The 17,252-nt window shown below is 62.5% G+C and carries 17 protein-coding genes and 2 tRNA genes; 11 read left to right on the forward strand and 8 right to left on the reverse strand.

What is annotated here, in order from left to right; all coding sequences use genetic code 11:
* Positions 1-15: 15 nt before the first annotated feature.
* The 8 genes from NKI05_RS18235 to NKI05_RS18270 all read right to left on the reverse strand — a co-directional run bounded on the left by NKI05_RS18235 (position 16) and on the right by NKI05_RS18270 (position 9,254).
* Positions 16-915 carry an MBL fold metallo-hydrolase gene (locus tag NKI05_RS18235; RefSeq protein ID WP_023669293.1) on the reverse strand — a complete coding sequence of 300 codons (900 nt, stop codon included), beginning with the start codon at positions 913-915 and terminating at the stop codon, positions 16-18.
* Between the two features lie 269 nt (positions 916-1,184).
* Positions 1,185-1,367 carry a type II toxin-antitoxin system VapC family toxin gene (locus NKI05_RS18240; protein ID WP_280792065.1) on the reverse strand — a complete coding sequence of 61 codons (183 nt, stop codon included), beginning with the start codon at positions 1,365-1,367 and terminating at the stop codon, positions 1,185-1,187.
* A 29-nt stretch (positions 1,368-1,396) separates the two neighbouring features.
* Positions 1,397-1,576 (reverse strand): type II toxin-antitoxin system VapC family toxin, encoded by a 180-nt coding sequence (locus NKI05_RS18245; protein ID WP_245261319.1) that lies wholly within the window; start codon positions 1,574-1,576, stop codon positions 1,397-1,399.
* A complete protein-coding gene (locus NKI05_RS18250; RefSeq protein WP_023669292.1) occupies positions 1,576-1,818 on the reverse strand; it encodes a type II toxin-antitoxin system VapB family antitoxin in 243 nt (80 codons plus the stop codon). The genes NKI05_RS18245 and NKI05_RS18250 overlap by 1 nt, the downstream gene beginning before the upstream one ends.
* 80 nt (positions 1,819-1,898) lie before the next feature.
* Positions 1,899-3,212, reverse strand: a complete 1,314-nt coding sequence (locus NKI05_RS18255; RefSeq protein WP_023815091.1) for an NAD(P)H-dependent oxidoreductase — start codon at positions 3,210-3,212, stop codon at positions 1,899-1,901.
* A gap of 153 nt (positions 3,213-3,365) precedes the next feature.
* On the reverse strand, positions 3,366-4,760 hold the full coding sequence (locus NKI05_RS18260; RefSeq protein WP_023669290.1) for a multicopper oxidase family protein: 1,395 nt from the start codon (positions 4,758-4,760) through the stop codon (positions 3,366-3,368).
* A 182-nt stretch (positions 4,761-4,942) separates the two neighbouring features.
* Positions 4,943-8,779 carry a caspase family protein gene (locus NKI05_RS18265; protein WP_196814890.1) on the reverse strand — a complete coding sequence of 1,279 codons (3,837 nt, stop codon included), beginning with the start codon at positions 8,777-8,779 and terminating at the stop codon, positions 4,943-4,945.
* A 400-nt stretch (positions 8,780-9,179) separates the two neighbouring features.
* A tRNA-Thr gene (locus NKI05_RS18270) sits at positions 9,180-9,254 on the reverse strand.
* A gap of 150 nt (positions 9,255-9,404) precedes the next feature.
* Here NKI05_RS18270 and NKI05_RS18275 point away from each other — a divergent pair.
* The 11 genes from NKI05_RS18275 (at position 9,405) to NKI05_RS18325 (ending at position 17,049) form a co-directional block, all read left to right on the forward strand.
* On the forward strand, positions 9,405-9,599 hold the full coding sequence (locus NKI05_RS18275; RefSeq protein WP_023732387.1) for a hypothetical protein: 195 nt from the start codon (positions 9,405-9,407) through the stop codon (positions 9,597-9,599).
* Positions 9,600-9,733: 134 nt separating this feature from the next.
* The gene (gene murA, locus NKI05_RS18280; RefSeq protein WP_023727782.1) at positions 9,734-11,026 is read left to right on the forward strand and encodes a UDP-N-acetylglucosamine 1-carboxyvinyltransferase; all 1,293 of its coding nucleotides are present in this window, start codon (positions 9,734-9,736) and stop codon (positions 11,024-11,026) included.
* A 167-nt stretch (positions 11,027-11,193) separates the two neighbouring features.
* The gene (locus NKI05_RS18285; RefSeq protein WP_023815078.1) at positions 11,194-11,628 is read left to right on the forward strand and encodes a DUF2948 family protein; all 435 of its coding nucleotides are present in this window, start codon (positions 11,194-11,196) and stop codon (positions 11,626-11,628) included.
* Between the two features lie 134 nt (positions 11,629-11,762).
* Positions 11,763-13,055, forward strand: a complete 1,293-nt coding sequence (gene hisD / locus NKI05_RS18290; RefSeq protein ID WP_023815077.1) for a histidinol dehydrogenase — start codon at positions 11,763-11,765, stop codon at positions 13,053-13,055.
* 6 nt (positions 13,056-13,061) lie between these two features.
* Entirely contained in the window at positions 13,062-13,547 is a 486-nt protein-coding gene (locus tag NKI05_RS18295) for a UPF0262 family protein (RefSeq protein ID WP_023669283.1), read from the forward strand.
* Positions 13,535-13,999: an arsenate-mycothiol transferase ArsC gene (locus NKI05_RS18300; protein WP_081725519.1), complete on the forward strand. Its 465-nt coding sequence runs from the start codon at positions 13,535-13,537 to the stop codon at positions 13,997-13,999. Before NKI05_RS18295 ends, NKI05_RS18300 begins: the two co-directional genes overlap by 13 nt.
* Positions 14,000-14,183: 184 nt before the next feature.
* The gene (gene infA / locus NKI05_RS18305; RefSeq protein WP_006200926.1) at positions 14,184-14,402 is read left to right on the forward strand and encodes a translation initiation factor IF-1; all 219 of its coding nucleotides are present in this window, start codon (positions 14,184-14,186) and stop codon (positions 14,400-14,402) included.
* A gap of 19 nt (positions 14,403-14,421) precedes the next feature.
* The gene (locus NKI05_RS18310) at positions 14,422-15,048 is read left to right on the forward strand and encodes a Maf-like protein (RefSeq protein ID WP_023753867.1); all 627 of its coding nucleotides are present in this window, start codon (positions 14,422-14,424) and stop codon (positions 15,046-15,048) included.
* Positions 15,045-15,236 (forward strand): DNA gyrase inhibitor YacG, encoded by a 192-nt coding sequence (yacG, locus tag NKI05_RS18315; protein WP_023669280.1) that lies wholly within the window; start codon positions 15,045-15,047, stop codon positions 15,234-15,236. The genes NKI05_RS18310 and yacG overlap by 4 nt, the downstream gene beginning before the upstream one ends.
* Before the next feature lie 214 nt (positions 15,237-15,450).
* Positions 15,451-15,526: transfer RNA gene (locus NKI05_RS18320), tRNA-Phe, on the forward strand.
* Between the two features lie 212 nt (positions 15,527-15,738).
* Positions 15,739-17,049: a tyrosine-type recombinase/integrase gene (locus NKI05_RS18325; protein WP_023747221.1), complete on the forward strand. Its 1,311-nt coding sequence runs from the start codon at positions 15,739-15,741 to the stop codon at positions 17,047-17,049.
* Positions 17,050-17,252: the final 203 nt, after the last annotated feature.

Genomic DNA, 17,252 nt, shown 5'->3' on the forward strand with positions numbered 1-17,252 from the left:
GCTCGCGGGGCCGTATCAGCCCCACTTCATCTCACCCTTGGCGACCTTTGCGCCCAGTTCCAGCGACGAGACGTCCAGAAGATCGGGATAGCGCCGCTTCATCGCTGCAATCAGCTCGACGCTGGATTTCGCTTTTTCGGCTTCCTTATTGAAAGCTTCGAGGTAGGCGCGGGTGAATTCCACGGCCGCCAGACCGTCCGGTGCACCGGCTACCTGATGGGACGGCACCACGATGTTTGGTTTGCGGGACGCGATTTCGTTGAGCGCGGCAATCCATTTCTTGCGGTCGTCTACGGTTGGCTCGTCGGCAACCCAGACATGTACGCCGGACGAGATCAGCACGCCGCCGAACACCGCTTCAAGGCTGGGCACCCAGAGATACCGCCGGTCTTTCAGATCGGCGACGGTGACGATCTCGATCTTGTTTCCTTCGATTTCAAGTGAGGTGATATCGGAAGCCTCGGGAATGACGACATCCGCCAGGACCTTCGGTCCATTGTCCTTGAGCTGTGGGCTCCAGACATCCAGCTTGGCTTGCACATTGGCTTTGATGGCCGCAACCGTTGCGCCGGCCGCGATGATCTTGGCGCCGGGGAAAGCATCCGCGACTGGACGGAGGCCAAAATAATAGTCAGGGTCGCTGCAACTGACATAGATCGTCGTCAGGGTCTTGCCCGTCGCCTTGATCGCATCCGCGACCGCACGGCCATCGGACAGGGTAAATCCGCCGTCGAGGAGGATGGCTTCTTTTTCCCCGGTCAGCAGCACCGGCGTGCGGCGGAAACCATTCTCGTCAGCCTGAAAATGGGTCCATTTCAGCTTGGCGGCGGCCTTGGCTGCAAAAGCCAGAGGCTGAAGCATGGCAACCATGCCCGTTGCCAGAAGGGTTTTCATCGTCTCGCGTCTTGTCCAAATGGTTTGCACGATTTCAATCCTCAATGGGGGTTCAACTGATCGAGATTGGCATCTCGGCATCGTTTGAAAAACCCGGATCAAAGAGACAGACTGTATGAATGGATCATACAATGGCAGCCGATGGTCTGCGTCGTCAGCACGAGCGCAATGATCAGGCGTGTTGCGCGAGCAGGTCAACAGCCCATGGCGCGAGCGCGGCAGCATTTGGCCTGCTGGGCGGGAGCGGCTGACGAAGCTGCTGGCCGAATCGTGGAACTGGGGCAGTAGGATCAGGCCAGATCGGTGTGGGAAAAGTCTTTCCCTTTGTAGAGCAAGGGCATCCCACGGCTTTTTGCCGAGGCATATGACAGGCAGTCAGCGAGATTGAGCTGAGCCGGGTGGCCGCGACCTTTGCCATAGTTCGAAAAAGCCTGGATCGCGAGCTTGGCATCACCTCTTTCGATCGGAACCACCTCGATCGCGGCTTCGCGCAGGAAGTCTCCTATTGCCCTTTCGGCGAGAGCGGCTCCACCACCAACTTCGACGAAAGCCGCATCGCCGCTTCGAGCACGACCAGCGGAGATGTTATCCGTATCGAGGCCTGCCCGATCCGGCGGCTCCAATCGGCGGCGTCTTCCTCTCCGGCGAGGACAGCGATCACCACCGAGGTGTCGATGAACATCAGGAATGTCCCCACATCTCGTCGATCTCATCCTTAGTCAAATCCCTGCCGCCGCTTCCCGCCTTGGCCTTCAGATCGTTCGATATGGCGGCCAGCCGCTCAGCCAGCGGAACTCGTTCACGTTCGCGCTGAAGCTCGGATTCGAGCGCCTCGATCACCGCCTCGGTCATTGAAATCTTTCGCTTTTCGGCAAGCTGCCGGGCGAGGTCACGGGCGCGCGGGTCTCTGATCTGGAGATTCATCCTGGAAGCCTCCGTTCGGTGCCACTACAACATAGGGAGTTGTCATGACAAGGCCAGCCCGACTGGCCTGTCATCCAATCTCAGCTCCCGTACAGCATCTCATCCTGCAGCTTGCGCAAAGCGAACAGCCTGGTCGTGCGGTCGGGTGTGGCGTTGTCGGTGGTGATGAGCTCGCCCTTCCTGACCGGCTTCAGCACCTTGCCGCCTTCGAGCAGGCCGACCGCGACGGCGCTGACGGCGCGGGCCTCTTCGACGGTCATTGTCCAGGAGCGGTAGCAGGTCTCACCGATGGCATCGAAGGTCTCGCCCATGGCGAGATCGCGCTTGGCGACCGCGCAGACCTCGGCCACCGGCTTCGGCAGCGGCACCATGTCGGGGCGGCCGTAGAGCATGATACGCGCTGCCGTCAGCGGCACTTCCAGCGAGGTCAGATGGTAGGGCCGGAAGAAGCTGTAATAGGGGCCGTGGCCGATATGCAGATCGTCCATGCGCTCGACGATGCGCGGATGCGTCGCCTCGACGATGACGAACACGCCGGGCGCCACGCCCTTGCCGATGGTGTAGTCGACAACGCCCTTCTTCGACAGGATGCCGCCATCCGCCTTCGGGATGAGCACCTTGGCCAGCTGATCGCGGTCGGCCTTTGGGCCGTGCATGCCGGGAACGTCTGGGACCAGCCCGGTGGCGTTGGCGATGGCGCCCATCTCGACCATGGTTTTGGAACCGTCGACGAATTCGACCAGCATGCGCGGGTTCATGTTGCGGCGGATCGCTTCGTCGCGATAGTCGTCCGGAACGGCATCGTGGTTGAGCGGGTTGTTCTTGCCCTTGCCAGCCGAGACGATGGTGTAGCCGAGCGCCGACGCAAATTCGATCAGCTCCATGCAGCTCGACGGCTCGTCGCCGGCGCCGACCGAATAGACGACGCCGAGCCGGTCTGCCTGCTGCTTGAGGTAGCAGCCGATCGTGACGTCGGCCTCGACATTCATCATCACCAGGTGCTTGCCGTGCTCCATCGCCTTCAAGTCGAAATCGGCGGCGACACCAGGCTTGCCGGTGGCGTCGATGACGACGTCGATCAGCGGATTGGTGACCAGCATCTCGTTCGTGGTAATGGCGATTTTGCCCGCCTCGATCGCCGCGGTGACTTTCGAGCCCCTGTCCGCCTCGACCGCCATCGCCTCATCGCCATAGGCGATGCGGATGGCGTCACGGGCGGTGTGCGGGCGGCGTGTCGAGATGGCCGCGACCGAGATGCCGGGCATCAGCATGCCTTGCGTGACCAGGTCGGTGCCCATTTCGCCGGAGCCGATGACGCCGATGCGCACCGGGCGTCCCTCGGCGGCGCGCCTGGCGAGATCGCGGGCCAGTCCAGTCAGGGCGACATTGGTCATGCAAGCGTGTCCACGGCTTCTTGATTTGCAGGCGGGAATAGCAGGGAACGGCCCCGCTTTGCCAACGAAACCAGCGGACGGCGGCAATTTCTCCGGCAACAGGCCCGACAGGTGAGGCCAACCCCGGTAGAGGCTGATTGACCCGCCTCGGCGTCAAACCACCCTGATATAGCTCGTCATCCCGGTTTTCTGATGTTCGATGATGTGGCAGTGCAGCAGCCAGTCGCCGGGATTGTCCGCGACGAAACCGAGCTGAACCTTCTCGTTGGGCTGCATGAGATAGGTGTCGGAGATGACCGGCTGAACCTGGCGTGTCGACGACGACAGCACCTTGAAGCTCATGCCGTGCAGATGCATCGGATGCGATTGCGGCGTCAAATTCTCCATGTCGATGACATAGCTTTTGCCGAGCTTCAGCTCGGCCAAAGGCGCGGTCGGGTCCGGCGTGTCGCCCGGCCACGGTACCTTGTTGATGGCCCAGAAGGAGTAGCCTAGCGTGCCGCATATGCTGTCGCTCGGCACGTTTTCCGCCGTGGCGCTGAGCGAGAGCGCTATGTGTTTCGCGCTGGCGAGATCCACCTCCGGCACCGGGTTGGCTTCCAGCGGTGCGAGGCCGCGCAGGTCGCGCTTGAGCGAGCTGCCGGTGGCGCGCAAGGTGGCGAGGACCTTGGGTTTGGTGCCCCTGATGTCGCCCAGGCTGACGATCGCGCCCTCCTGGTCAGGCATGCGGATGGCGAGCTCCATGCGCTGCCCCGGTCCGAGCAGCAAGGCATCGGGCGCAAAACGCTGCGGCACCGGATTGCCGTCGAGCGCGATGACCGCGGCCTCCGCACCCTCGACGCGAAACGCGTAGATGCGGGTGACATCGGTGATGGCGACCCGCAGCCGCACCAACCCGCCGGCCGGCGCGTCGAATTGCGGCTGGTCGAGCCAGTTGGCGGTGCGCACCGTGCCATAGGTTCCGGTTTTTGCGGCATCGCGCGGCCGGAATTGCTGGATGAACTGCGCGTCGTCGCCGAGGCGCCAGTCGCGCAGATTGACGATTGCCTCGGCGTCGAATTTGGGATCGTTGGGGTTTTCGACCACGATCACGCCGGTGAGGCCATGGCCCATCTGCTCCAGCGTGTTGCAATGCGGGTGATACCAGAACGTGCCGGCGTCGGGCGGCGTGAAGGCGTAGTCGAAATGATCGCCGGTATAGACGTAAGGCTGAACTAGGAAGGGAACACCGTCCATCTTGTTTGGAACGCGAATGCCGTGCCAATGGATGGTCGTCGGGTCGTCGATGGCGTTGACGAGACGCGCGGCAAAGGGCTCGCCTTTTTTCATCCTGAGCACCGGCGGCATTCCGGCCTCTCCATAAGTCAGCACATCGCGGGTCTGGCCGATATCCATGAACCTGGCCTGGATCTTTGCCGTCTTGAGAACCACCGGCTCGGGCGCGGCTGCGGCCCAGCCACTGAGCCTGGCCATCGCTGCAAGGCCAACCCCGCCGACGCCGGCAAGCGCGGCTGTTTTTAGAAGCCGGCGGCGGGTGAGTAGGGTCATGGAAAGCTCCGACGAAAATCCGGCTGTGTTGGCGCTCTGGATGGCGGCGGCTACCGGCGCGCTGCCGATACTGCCACATCGCATCTCTGTCATGCCATGGCGAGCCGATGACATTTGCTTGCGCAACAGCGTGAACGCTGGCGTGCCCACCATTCGCCCGCATCCGGGAGCGCGGGCTCGGATTAATGCAACTCGGCCAGCAACGCCTGTGCCTCGGCGAGGTTCTTTTCGGAACCGGCGGCGAGATCGTCCATCTTACGCGCGCGGAAGACAATGAGCGCGTCCTGGCATTCGGCGATCGCTTCCTGTGCCATCGCCTTGTCCTTGTGGGCGGCGCCCAGATCGACCAGCACGTCGCACAGGCTGTCCTGCGTGAAGGCGACGGCCGGCACCGAATTGATCTTCTTTTGCACCACGATCGCCTCGCGCAGGACCAACACCGCCTCCTCGAAATGCGCGACATTGTTTTCGGCGCGGCCGGCCATGGTCAAGGCATAGCCCATCTCGTTGCGCGCATTGGCCCAACGTTCGGGATCGCGGTCGCGACCGAGCTGCTCGGCAAGCGCCCGATTGACGACAATCGCCTCCTCGTACAATTCAGCCGAAGGCTCGCGGGCCGCGATCATGCTCAGCGTCTGCGCGAGACTGGTCTGGTTGGTGATCCAGAGATCGGGATCGCGGGCGATCGTTCGCACCGTGGCGAGGTCGCGGTAGATCTGAGCGGCTCGTTTCAGCTTGCCGACATCGTTCGCCCAGTAACCAAGACTCGACAGCCCGCCGGCGAGATTGTTCTGATTGTTCTCCCAGACAGCCAGCGCATTCTCGCGCGTTACCACGCTGAGCGCTGCGTCATAGGCGGCAATCGCGCGGGTGAGCAACTCGACGTCCTTGCCGTCCGCGGCCATCAGCAAGGCATTGCCGATATCGCCCTTGGTGCGCGCCCATTGCATGCGGTCGGGAAAACCGTCGTAGATCCGCGCTGCCCTCTCGAAGCTCTCCACGGCCTTGGCGTAGAACGTGGCGTCGCCACCAATCCGGCCCTGGCTGTAGAGGGCAAAGCCGAGGTCGTAATTGATATTGGCCCACTCCTCCGGGTCGGCGTCCTTGGAGTAGGCGGGGAGCGCGGCTTCCAGCATGTCGGCTGCTTGCGCCAGCAAGTCCAGGTTGGATGTATTGTCGCCCAGGATCGACAGGGTCTGGCCGAGCACGCGCCGCGTTTGGCCGATCTCCGTGACATCACCGCCTTTCGTCTGCCCGTCGAGCGCCGCCCGCAGCGCGTCGACCGATTGCTGCAGCAGTTGATCGTCAGAGGCCAGCTTGCCTGACATCATCAACGCGCAGCCGAGGCGGAATTCCGTCTTGGCCCAATTGACTGGGTCCTTGTCGCGGGTGCGAACCCTGAGCACCTGACCGTAGACATCGATCGCCTGCCGCAGGGTCGACATGTCCCCCGCGCGTTCGCCCCAGTTCGATAGCGTGCCTGCAAGGCTGTAACCAATCGAAGCGAACTCGCCCGGCGCGGCGGTTGCGGTATAGACCTCCCATGCCTGACGATACGCGGTCACCGCCTGAATGTAGTAATCGGTTCCCGTATCGAGATCGCCGAGCGTGTCGTTGACCGATCCCAGATTCTGCTGCAGCGAAGCCCAGTCGAGCGGCAGTTTCTCACGCGGATATTCGGACAGAGCGGCCTGGTACGCGGTGGCTGCCTCCAGCAGCAGTTCCTTGTTCTTCTGCTTGGCGCCGAGGCGCTGCAAGGCGTTGCCGAGCGTCAGCTGGCCGTTGGCCCAGCTCGCCGCGGCGTGCTCGCGCGTCCAAACCGTAAGCGATGCAAGGGCGGCGTCGCGCGCCTGCTCAAGCGTGGCGACATCGCCGTTAATGGTTCCGATCGATTCCAGCGCCGTGCTCAGATTATTCTGGATTGTCGCCCATTGCGCCGGCGCGCGTTCCCTGGTCATTTCGCGGGTCGCCGCCTGATAGGCAGCAACCGCCTGCTGCATGGTCGCGATATCCTTTTCGCGCTCACCGAGGCGGTAGAGCGCTGCCCCCAGATTGACCTGGCTCAGCGCCCAGTCGAGCGGTACGCGCTCCCTGCTGTATTCGGTCAGCGCCGCACGATGCGCTTCGATTGCGGCGCGAAAACTGTCCGATGTGGTCTGGCGTTCGCCGATCTCGGACAGCACGATGCCGAGATTGTTCTGCGTCGCCGCCCATTCCAGCGGCAGTTTCTTCAACGACTGTACCTCGAGCGCCGAGCGGAAGGCCGCGACTGCCCGCTCAAGCAGTGCCGTCCCGTTCTCGCGCTGGCCGAGCCGCCAGTAGACCGTGCCCAGATTGCCATAGGTCGACGCCCAGTCGTCGGGGTAGGCGTCATGCGTATAGACGGTCAGCGCCTGCTCATAGGCGGCAGCTGCCTTGTCGAGGTTTTCGCGGCCGGCTTCCCGTTCGCCCAACGTAGCAAGCGTGGCGCCCATATTGTTCTGGGTGGCCGCCCAAAGCAGCGGCAACTTTTCGCGGGTGACATAGGTCAATGCCTGTTCATAGGCTGTCAGGGCCTGGGCGAGATACGCATTGTCGCCGGAGAAGTCCCCTTGTTCCGACAGAGCGTTGGCCTCTGCCGCCTTGTAGTAGAACGCGTCTTCGTCGCTCCATTTGGCAGCCTGCTCGAAGGCCTTGGCGTAATCCTGCGCCGCCTCCTTGAAGTTGAAGGAGATTTCATAAGTCCTGGCACTGCTGGCGAAGACCTTTGCGAATTCCAGCCGCTTTGCCTTCAGCTCGGCCTCGGCCTGGTCGACCGTAGACGAAAGTTCGCCGATGCGGGCCTTGGCCTGCTCGTTGAATTTCTGCGCCGCTTCGAGCGCGCCTTCCTGAACCGCCTGTTCGGCGAGTTTCGATAGCCTGGCAATTTCGGGGTCCGGGTTTTTCAAAGTCTCGCGTTCAGCCAACACGTGTTTCAGCCGTTCGGTCTGGCCACGCAGCAGCTTGTCGAGCTCAGCCGGATCCTTGGGTATGTCGACCCCGAGCGCCTTCAGCATGGCGTAGAGCCCATCCATCGGCACCTTGCCGTCACGCGCTATGGTTTCGATCTGGCGGCGCTCCGGATCGGGTAGCGTCGAGATAGTCAGCAGGAGCTGGCGCCGCTCCCTTAGGATTTCCCCCTCGTCGCCTTTCGGCGCCTCGGCGGGGGTACCGAAATAGAGCAGCCGGCGCAGGCTCTCATTGACCCAGGGCCGCTGCTGGCCGTTGGTCTTGAGATAGACCTCCTCGCCGATCATGCGCAAAACGGTGCCGAATTCCTCGCCGCCCATCGTGTCGATGTGGCGCAGGATCGCTGCCGCATAGGGGCTGTTGCCATCGGCCGGACCGTCCAGCGCAACCTTGCCGGGCTCGGCGGCAAAGGCGATGACCTGGCCGAGGCTGTCGTCGACCGAGCCCTTGGCGTCGGCGCCGCCCTTCAGGGAAACCACGCCGCGCGTTTCCCCGAGACCGCCGGCGCCAATCGGCTTGCCTTCGTCGCCCGGCGCCAGCTTCAGGAGCGTGCCCGGCGGGAACGGATCGTTGCGGCAGGCGTCCAGCAGAACGATGGTGACCGGCACCTTGGCCTTCAGTTCGGCGACGATGGACGACAGCGGCACCAGCTTTTCGCCGGCATTGTCGAGCGCCGAGATATCGGCATCGACAGGGACTAGATAATTCTCGCCGCCGGCTTCGATGCCGTGGCCGGAATAGTAGATGATGGCGACATCGGCGCCCTCGGCATCGTCGACGAAGCCTTCGAGATCGCGCCGCAATTTGCGTGCGTCGCGATTGGTGGCGACATTTGTCTCGAAGCCGAGCTTGTCGAACATCTCCTCGATGGCGCGGGCGTCGTTTTCCGGATTGGGCAGTTTGCCGACATGCTGGTAGTCGGACTGACCGATGATGAGCGCGACGCCTTTCAGCGCCTTCGGCTCTTCAGCCAAAGCGGGGCCAAACGCGCATAGGCACAGCGCCAGTGCCGCAGCGATTGCCGCGCACATGCGCCCTGTCGCACCTGCCGTTCGCCCAAAGAGCATTCTCTACCCCAAAACCCAACGCTATCTTCCGCAGGCGAGATGGCATCATGATGGCCGGCTGATGGCAAGTCCTTGGGCGAGCTGTGTTCTTGTGGTGGATATGCGTACGAGGCGGCTGGCTTTCAGCGTGCGAGCGGTAGTGTTCAGCATGCCGGATACGGCCAGTCCGGCCTGTTCATGAGTTGACAGGTCCGGACTTGTTGAGCAGTCGTCCGGCCCCGTAGAGCCTCTTTCTCTCAATGTTTCCGGGCGAGGGGGCCACGGTTGGATGCGCGGGATTGGCACTTTTGCGTCAGCCGGCTTTTTTGGTCCGCAACGAGACCCCGACTTCGCGACTGCATCTTTTAAATCAAAGGGAATGAACTGGTGCTGCGAGAGAGGATTGAACTCTCGACCTCTCCCTTACCAAGGGAGTGCTCTACCACTGAGCTACCGCAGCCGCTGATGGCGGGGCTTCTGCCATATAGAACCGGCAAGCGCAAGGCGTCTGTGAACGGCTTTGCCAGACAAGTTTCGCTGACACGGCGGCGCCACAATGCTAGCTATCCCTTGAACGGCAGGCCCTGCCAGTCGCGGGCGGGACGGAACGATGGACGAGAAGACAATTCCACCGAAAAAGGCTGATCCGGAAAAAAAGGACGGGACTGACCGCAAGGACCGTCTGGCCGAGCAGCTGCGCGCCAATCTCATGAAGCGCAAGACGCAAGCGCGTTCGCGGCGCACCGGTGACGCTGACCAGCGCCCGGAAGGCCTGGCGGCTGCTGAAAAAATGCACAAGGACTGACCGATATCGGCCACACTGGCCGGCCAACTTGGCCAACGGGCTCAGGAATCTTGAACCAAGCCGGCCAATGGTCTAGACGGGCCGATACGCAAACTGACGAAAACCGGCCTTTCGGGCCGAGGGGACATTCTCTCATGGATCGCATCAGAATTGTCGGCGGCAACAAGCTCGCCGGAAGCATTCCGATTTCGGGCGCGAAAAACGCTGCTTTGCCGCTGATGATCGCCTCGCTGCTCACCGACGACACGCTGACGCTGGAAAACGTGCCGCATCTGGCCGATGTCGAGCAGCTGATCCGCATTCTCGGCAATCACGGCGTCGACTATTCGGTCAACGGCCGCCGCGAGAAGCAGAATGAGGGCTATTCGCGCACCATCAATTTCTCGGCCCGCAACATCGTCGACACGACCGCGCCTTACGAGCTGGTGTCGAAGATGCGGGCGTCGTTCTGGGTGATCGGCCCGCTGCTGGCCCGCATGGGCGAGGCGAAAGTGTCGCTGCCGGGCGGTTGCGCCATCGGCACGCGCCCGGTCGACCTGTTCCTCGAGGGCTTGCAGGCGCTGGGCGCCGACATCGATGTCGACACCGGCTATGTGCTGGCAAAGACCAGGAATGGCCGCCTTGTCGGCAATCGCTATGTGTTCCCGAAAGTCTCCGTCGGCGCCACCCATGTGCTGATGATGGCGGCGGCGCTCGCCAAGGGCGAGACGGTGCTGGAAAACGCCGCCTGCGAGCCCGAAATCGTCAACCTCGCCGAATGCCTCAACGCCATGGGCGCAAAAATTTCCGGCGCCGGCACTCCAACCATCACCATCGATGGCGTCGAATCGCTGTCGGGCGCGCGCGTGCGCGTCATCCCCGACCGCATCGAGACCGGCACCTATGCCATGGCGGTGGCCATGACCGGCGGTGATGTCGTGCTCGAAGGCGCCCGCCCCGAGCTGCTGCAGACCGCGTTGGATGTGATCGCCCAGACCGGTACCGAGATCACGCCGACCAACTCCGGCATTCGCGTTAAGCGCAACGGCGCCGGCATTTCGCCGGTCGACGTCACGACGGCGCCCTTTCCGGCCTTCCCGACCGATCTGCAGGCGCAGTTCATGGGCCTGATGACCATGGCCAAGGGCAAGTCGCGCATCACCGAGACCATCTTCGAAAACCGCTTCATGCATGTGCAGGAACTGGCCCGGCTCGGCGCCCACATCACGCTGTCCGGCCAAACGGCGATCGTCGACGGCGTCGCCAAGCTGAAGGGCGCACCCGTCATGGCGACCGATCTGCGCGCCTCGGTGTCGCTGGTCATCGCCGGTCTGGCGGCCGAAGGCGAAACGACGGTCAACCGCGTCTACCACCTCGACCGCGGTTTTGAGCGGCTGGAAGAAAAGCTCTCCAATTGCGGCGCGGTGATCGAGCGGATTTCGGCTTGACCGCACGGCAGTTGCTTCAGACAGACAGGCGTCTGGTGCTGCCTTCATTCACCGCCAACACTTCAAACCCGAGGCGCTAGCCTCGGGTTGAATTTGTGTCGCGGTTGCACGGACCGGAAAGACCGCCTAACAGAAGGCTGAAACCAACTTTCAGGTGTGCATTCGGCATGGCAGCCCTCAAACTCATTGCGCTCGACGATCAGGATCTGAGCATCGTCTCGGCTCACGTCCAGGACGCCGTGATGAAGGTCTCGGATCTCGAATACCTGCCTTCGGCCAAGCGTTTCATATTGACCATGAACCGCTTCGTCTGGGAGGCGAAGTCCGGGCTGTTCAGCCAGCACAATGAGCGGCGCCAGGCGGTGTTGCATTTCGACCGCGTGCTAGGCGCCAAGACCAGCGGCATTGCCCGCGATTGGCCGGCCGAGGTGCTGTCGCTTCTGGCAATCAGCTTTATCGAAATCAGCAAGCCGGCCGGCATCGTCGAATTGGTCTTTTCCGGCGGCGGCGCGATCATGCTCGACGTCGAATGCATCGAGGCGCGGCTTGCCGACATAGGCGGCGCCTGGGAAGCGACCTCGCGTCCGGTGCACAGGGTGTAGAGCATGATCCCAAAAAGTGGGTGCCGGTTTTTGTTGGACAAAACGGGAATCGTTTGTCCAGAGATCATGCTCCAACAAAGGGTTAGATCGTGATGAGATTTCAACCAAGTCTCATCACGATCTAGACGCAGCCGATGGCCATTACGCTTATCCAGTCCGATGCCGGTTTCGAGCAGCGTTTCGCCGCCTTCCTGACCACCAAGCGGGAAGTATCGGAGGACGTCGACACTGCCGTGCGCGCCATCATTGCGCGGGTTCGTGCCGAGGGCGACGCTGCCCTGGTCGACTACACGCTGAAATTCGACAAGGCCGACCTCAATAGCCTCGGCATCGCCGTGTCGAAGGACGACATCGCGCAGGCCTACAAAGACGCCGATCCGCAGACGGTCGAGGCGCTGAAATTTGCCCGTGACCGCATCCGATCCCATCACGAGCGACAAATGCCCAAGGACGATCGCTATACCGATGCCGCCGGGGTCGAGTTGGGTTCGCGCTGGACGGCGATCGAGGCGGTCGGGCTCTATGTGCCGGGCGGCACGGCAAGCTATCCAAGCTCGGTGCTGATGAACGCCGTGCCGGCCAGGGTGGCGGGCGTCGAGCGCATCGTCATCGTCGTGCCGGCGCCGGGCGGCATCATCAATCCGCTGGTGCTGGTGGCCGCCGATATATCAGGCGTTTCGGAGATCTACCGCGTCGGCGGCGCGCAGGCGATCGCCGCCCTTGCCTATGGCACCGAAACGATCCGGCCGGTCGCCAAGATCGTCGGGCCCGGCAATGCCTATGTCGCCGCCGCCAAGCGCCAGGTGTTCGGCACGGTCGGCATCGACATGATCGCCGGACCGTCTGAAGTGCTGGTGGTGGCCGACGGCAGCAACGATCCCGACTGGATCGCCGCCGATCTTCTCGCTCAGGCCGAGCACGACGTGTCGGCGCAATCGATCCTGATCACCAACGATCCTGCGTTCGGAAAAGCAGTCGAACAGGCGGTCGAGCGCCAATTGCTGAGCCTGCCGCGCGCCGAGACGGCGGCTGCCAGCTGGCGCGATTTCGGCGCGGTGATCCTGGTGGAGACCATCGAAGCCGCGCTGCCGCTGGTCGACCGCATCGCCGCCGAACATGTGGAACTCGCCATCGACGATGCCGAGGGCTTCCTGGCCAGGATGCGCAATGCGGGTGCTGTGTTTCTGGGAAGCCATACGCCCGAAGTCATCGGCGACTATGTCGGCGGCTCCAACCACGTGCTGCCGACGGCGCGTTCGGCGCGCTTCTCTTCGGGCCTGTCGGTGCTCGATTTCGTCAAGCGCACCTCGATCCTGAAGCTCGGGCCGGAGCAGCTGAGAGCACTTGCGCCGGCGGCGATTGCGCTGGCCAAGGCGGAAGGCCTCGACGCGCATGGCCGCTCCGTCGCCATCCGGCTGAACATGTAGGCGACGATGGCGGACGGCGATCAAACCCGCGCAAGGCTGATCGATGTCGAGCTCGACGAGTCGATCGGCCGTTCGACGCCCGATGTCGAACATGAGCGCGCGGTGGCGATCTTCGACCTGATCGAAGAAAACAGCTTTCAGCCGGTCAATGATGACGGCGCCGGGCCCTATCGGCTGAAGCTCTCGCTGGCCGAATCCCGGCTGGTGTTTGCGGTCGCCCGAGAGGATGGTGCTGATGTCGTCACCCATATCCTGTCGCTGACGCCGCTCAGGCGCATCGTCAAGGACTACTACCTGATCTGCGAAAGCTATTACGACGCCATCCGCTCCTCGACGCCAAGCCATATCGAGGCGATCGACATGGGCCGGCGCGGCCTGCACAATGAAGGCTCGCAGACGTTGATGGACCGGCTGGCCGGCAAGATCGACATCGACTTCGACACGGCGCGGCGGCTGTTCACGCTGGTCTGCGTGCTGCACTGGCGGGGTTAGACCTGACTGGGGCGCCCCGCTCGATCCTGTTCTTGTGCGGCATGAACGCCGTGCGCTCACCGATGGCCGAGCAGCTGGCGCGGCGCATGCTGCCGCCGGCCACTTTCGTCGCCTCTGCCGGCGTGCACAGGGGCGAGCGCGATCCGTTCGTCGACGCGGTGCTGGCCGAAGAGGGCCTGACGCTGGGCGAGCGCCAGCCGCGCTCGATGGACGATCTCGAGGACGATTATTTCGACCTGATCGTCACCCTGGCGCCCGAAGCCCACCACGCCGCGCTCGAGCTCACCCGCTCGCTTGCCGTCGACGTCGAATACTGGCCGATGCCGGATCCGACCGATGTCGGCGGCAGGCGCGAGCAGATCATGGCCAGCTATCGCGACGTGAGAGAACGGCTGAAAGCGCGCATCAGCCGACGTTTTCTGCTTCCGGAGGTAAAAAACGCGGCGGATTGATGCATGTCGCTCAAAAGCGGTCCCGGTTTTGAGATAACGACATGCATAAACGAAAGCTTGGAGCGCGTCGCTTATGACGCGATCTAAGCGTGTTCACAAGCGCACGATTATCATATAGGTTCCGCCGAAATTCCGGCCTGGGCGCTCCAGGGCGCCGGAACTGCAATCCAAGCAAAGGTATCGAATGCCGAAGGAAGAAGTCCTCGAGTTTCCGGGTGTCGTGACGGAATTGTTGCCCAACGCGATGTTCCGGGTGAAGCTCGAAAACGAACACGAGATCATCGCCCATACGGCCGGCCGCATGCGCAAGAACCGCATCCGTGTGCTGACCGGCGACAAGGTCCTGGTCGAGATGACGCCCTATGACCTGACCAAGGGCCGCATCACCTACCGTTTCAAGTAACAGTCCGGCGCGAACCGCGATGAGCATCCTGCAGAAGCTCGTGCTTGCCTCTGGTTCGCCGCGCCGGATCGAACTGTTGCAACAGGCCGGCATCGAGCCGGGCCGCGTGCTGCCGGCCGATGTCGACGAGACGCCGCTGCGCGCCGAACATCCGCGCTCGCTGGCCAAGCGGCTGTCGAAGGAAAAGGCGGAGAAGGCGCTGGCGTCGCTGAAAAGCGAGGAAGACTATGCGCCAAGCTTCGTGCTGGCCGCCGATACGGTGGTCGCGGTCGGACGCCGCATCCTGCCCAAGGCCGAGACTCTGGACGACGCCGCCAATTGCCTTGGACTGCTTTCGGGCCGTTCGCACCGGGTCTATTCCGGCATCTGCCTGATCACGCCGGGCGGCAAACTGCGCCAAAGGCTGGTTGAATCCAGGGTTCGCTTCAAGCGGCTGCCGCGCGAGGAGATCGACGCCTATGTAGCCTCCGGCGAATGGCGCGGCAAGGCCGGCGGCTATGCCGTCCAGGGTCTCGCCGGTTCGTTCGTCGTCAAGCTGGTCGGCTCCTACACCAACATTGTCGGCCTGCCGCTCTACGAGACGGTGGCGCTGCTTTCGGGCGAAGGCTTCAAGGTCCACACCAGCTGGCATACCGCGCGGCCATGAGCCTGGACGATAAGGTCACACCACTGCGCCCGAAGCGCCCCTGCCCCGAATGCGGCAAGCCGTCGGCGCGCGAGACCTATCCGTTCTGCTCGAAGCGCTGCAAGGACATCGACCTCAACCGCTGGCTGAAGGGCGCCTATGTCATCACCGCGCGGGATGACGAGGACGAGAGCGACGAGCCGAAGTAGGGTTTGGGGGGTGCCGGCCGCGCAATTCCACTTCGCCGACCTTACGCAATTGCTGCTTTGCCGGCGTCGGTATTGTCTGCGACAATTGCCCCGGAAAATCAGCGCTTAGGCGCTGGACAGGCCGGATTCCCGTGCTATAACCCACGCGCTTTCAAGGGGTGCCCCACGGCGCTTTCCTGAAATCCGGTCAGGCGATGTCTCGTTTGCCGGCGAGGCCCAGATAGCTCAGTTGGTAGAGCAGCGGACTGAAAATCCGCGTGTCGGTGGTTCGAATCCGCCTCTGGGCACCATCCCCTCTTCTCCCGACACTCCGTTTAGCCGAACCGTCTACGCTGCAGCTTCTGCAAGCGACTGGAATTATTGATCTTTTGCTGTCGCATTGCGCAATTAGGCGTGACAGAGAGCGCTTCGGGCGCATTTGATCCAACGAGGCGGGGGGATGGTATTTCCGTTGGTATTCGACATCCTGATGGTATCGAAACAGCCAAGGGAGACCTGACGAATGGCCCTATCCGACGTGAAATGTCGAAACGCCCGCCCTGCTTCCAAACTCGCGAAATTGTCTGACGGGGGCGGGCTGCAGCTATGGGTACAGCCCACGGGCTCTCGCCTCTGGCGGCTCGCCTACCGCTTTGACGGCAAGCAGAAACTGCTCGCGCTGGGCAGCTATCCCCTTATCTCTCTCGCCGAGGCACGGGAGGCGCGCGATGATGCTAAAAGGCTCCTGCTAGCTGGCGTCGACCCTGGAAAGGAACGCAGCTTGCGGAAGGCCGATTCGGCAAAGGACTCCTTTCGCTCAATCGCGGACGAATATGTTGACAAGTTGAAGAAGGAGGGACGTGCCGACCGGACGATCAGCAAGGTCAAATGGCTGCTCGACTTTGCCTATCCGATAATCGGCGACAAGTGCATTCGGGAGATCGAGCCGGCCAGCATCCTTACCGCCCTCCGTCGCGTGGAGGTTCGCGGTCGGTATGAGTCGGCCAGGCGACTGCGCTCCACCATCGGCAGCGTGTTTCGATACGCGATCGCGACCGCACGCGCCGAGACAGATCCGACCTTCGCCCTCAGAGGCGCACTCATCAGTCCGAAGGTAACGTCTCGCGCCGCGATTACCGATCCGAAGGCCTTGGGCGGTTTGCTGAGGGCGATCCATGCATTTGACGGACAGCCTACAACCCGAGCCGGTCTGAAGCTGATAGCGCTGCTGTTTCCCCGCCCAGGCGAGCTTCGCGCCGCTGAATGGGAAGAGTTCGATTTTGAAAGCTCGGTGTGGACGATCCCTGAAGCACGCATGAAAATGCGACGGCCGCACCGCATACCCCTATCAAAGCAAGCGATTAGCGTCCTGACTTCACTGAGAGAAATCTCTGGTGATGGATCGCTGCTGTTTCCTAGTGTTCGATCGGCTTCGCGTCCGATTTCCGACAATACCCTTAACGCCGCACTGCGTCGTATGGGTTACAGCAAGGAAGAAGCTACCGCGCATGGTTTTCGAGCAACGGCATCAACTCTGCTGAACGAATGCGGCAAGTGGCATCCGGACGCGATAGAGCGGCAGCTGGCCCACATTGAGAACAACGACGTTCGGCGCGCCTACGCCCGGGCAGAGCACTGGGACGAGCGCGTCGAGATGATGCAGTGGTGGGCCGATTATCTGGATGAACTCAAGAGCAAAAACCTGCGGGTGATCTCAATCGAGGGACGCCGCAAGCCTGCTGTCCACACACCAACGCGACCATCCACTTTGAACCCAACAGCGGCCGTTCATCAAACGCCGATACAAATCTCCAACCGCCGGAAATCATACTGACCGTCGAAAAACGCCACAACTCGACGCCAAATCGTAGGCCCGCATTGTCAGATTTTCCGGAGAGAAAGTTGACCGCGTTCGGCGGGAAGCTGCCGTTCTGCAGCCGACCCATTTCCGTCATTCAAGCTGCCGATGGCCGGTTCCGAAACCGGCCATCTACCCGGCCCGGGGCCGCGCGCTATTAGAGCGAGAATCCCGTGGGC

Origin of the sequence: Mesorhizobium sp. M0771 (assembly GCF_040320155.1) — a bacterium.
Classification (GTDB): Bacteria; Pseudomonadota; Alphaproteobacteria; order Rhizobiales; family Rhizobiaceae; genus Mesorhizobium.

Coding starts and splice junctions, on each gene's coding strand:
- NKI05_RS18245 (WP_245261319.1), bottom strand. CDS start 1,576: ATGTTCATCGACACCTCGGTGGTGATCGCTGTCCTCGCCGGAGAGGAA.
- NKI05_RS18250 (WP_023669292.1), bottom strand. CDS start 1,818: ATGAATCTCCAGATCAGAGACCCGCGCGCCCGTGACCTCGCCCGGCAG.
- NKI05_RS18255 (WP_023815091.1), bottom strand. CDS start 3,212: ATGACCAATGTCGCCCTGACTGGACTGGCCCGCGATCTCGCCAGGCGC.
- NKI05_RS18260 (WP_023669290.1), bottom strand. CDS start 4,760: ATGACCCTACTCACCCGCCGCCGGCTTCTAAAAACAGCCGCGCTTGCC.
- NKI05_RS18265 (WP_196814890.1), bottom strand. CDS start 8,779: ATGTGCGCGGCAATCGCTGCGGCACTGGCGCTGTGCCTATGCGCGTTT.
- NKI05_RS18275 (WP_023732387.1), top strand. CDS start 9,405: ATGGACGAGAAGACAATTCCACCGAAAAAGGCTGATCCGGAAAAAAAG.
- murA (WP_023727782.1), top strand. CDS start 9,734: ATGGATCGCATCAGAATTGTCGGCGGCAACAAGCTCGCCGGAAGCATT.
- NKI05_RS18285 (WP_023815078.1), top strand. CDS start 11,194: ATGGCAGCCCTCAAACTCATTGCGCTCGACGATCAGGATCTGAGCATC.
- hisD (WP_023815077.1), top strand. CDS start 11,763: ATGGCCATTACGCTTATCCAGTCCGATGCCGGTTTCGAGCAGCGTTTC.
- NKI05_RS18295 (WP_023669283.1), top strand. CDS start 13,062: ATGGCGGACGGCGATCAAACCCGCGCAAGGCTGATCGATGTCGAGCTC.
- infA (WP_006200926.1), top strand. CDS start 14,184: ATGCCGAAGGAAGAAGTCCTCGAGTTTCCGGGTGTCGTGACGGAATTG.
- NKI05_RS18310 (WP_023753867.1), top strand. CDS start 14,422: ATGAGCATCCTGCAGAAGCTCGTGCTTGCCTCTGGTTCGCCGCGCCGG.
- yacG (WP_023669280.1), top strand. CDS start 15,045: ATGAGCCTGGACGATAAGGTCACACCACTGCGCCCGAAGCGCCCCTGC.
- NKI05_RS18325 (WP_023747221.1), top strand. CDS start 15,739: ATGGCCCTATCCGACGTGAAATGTCGAAACGCCCGCCCTGCTTCCAAA.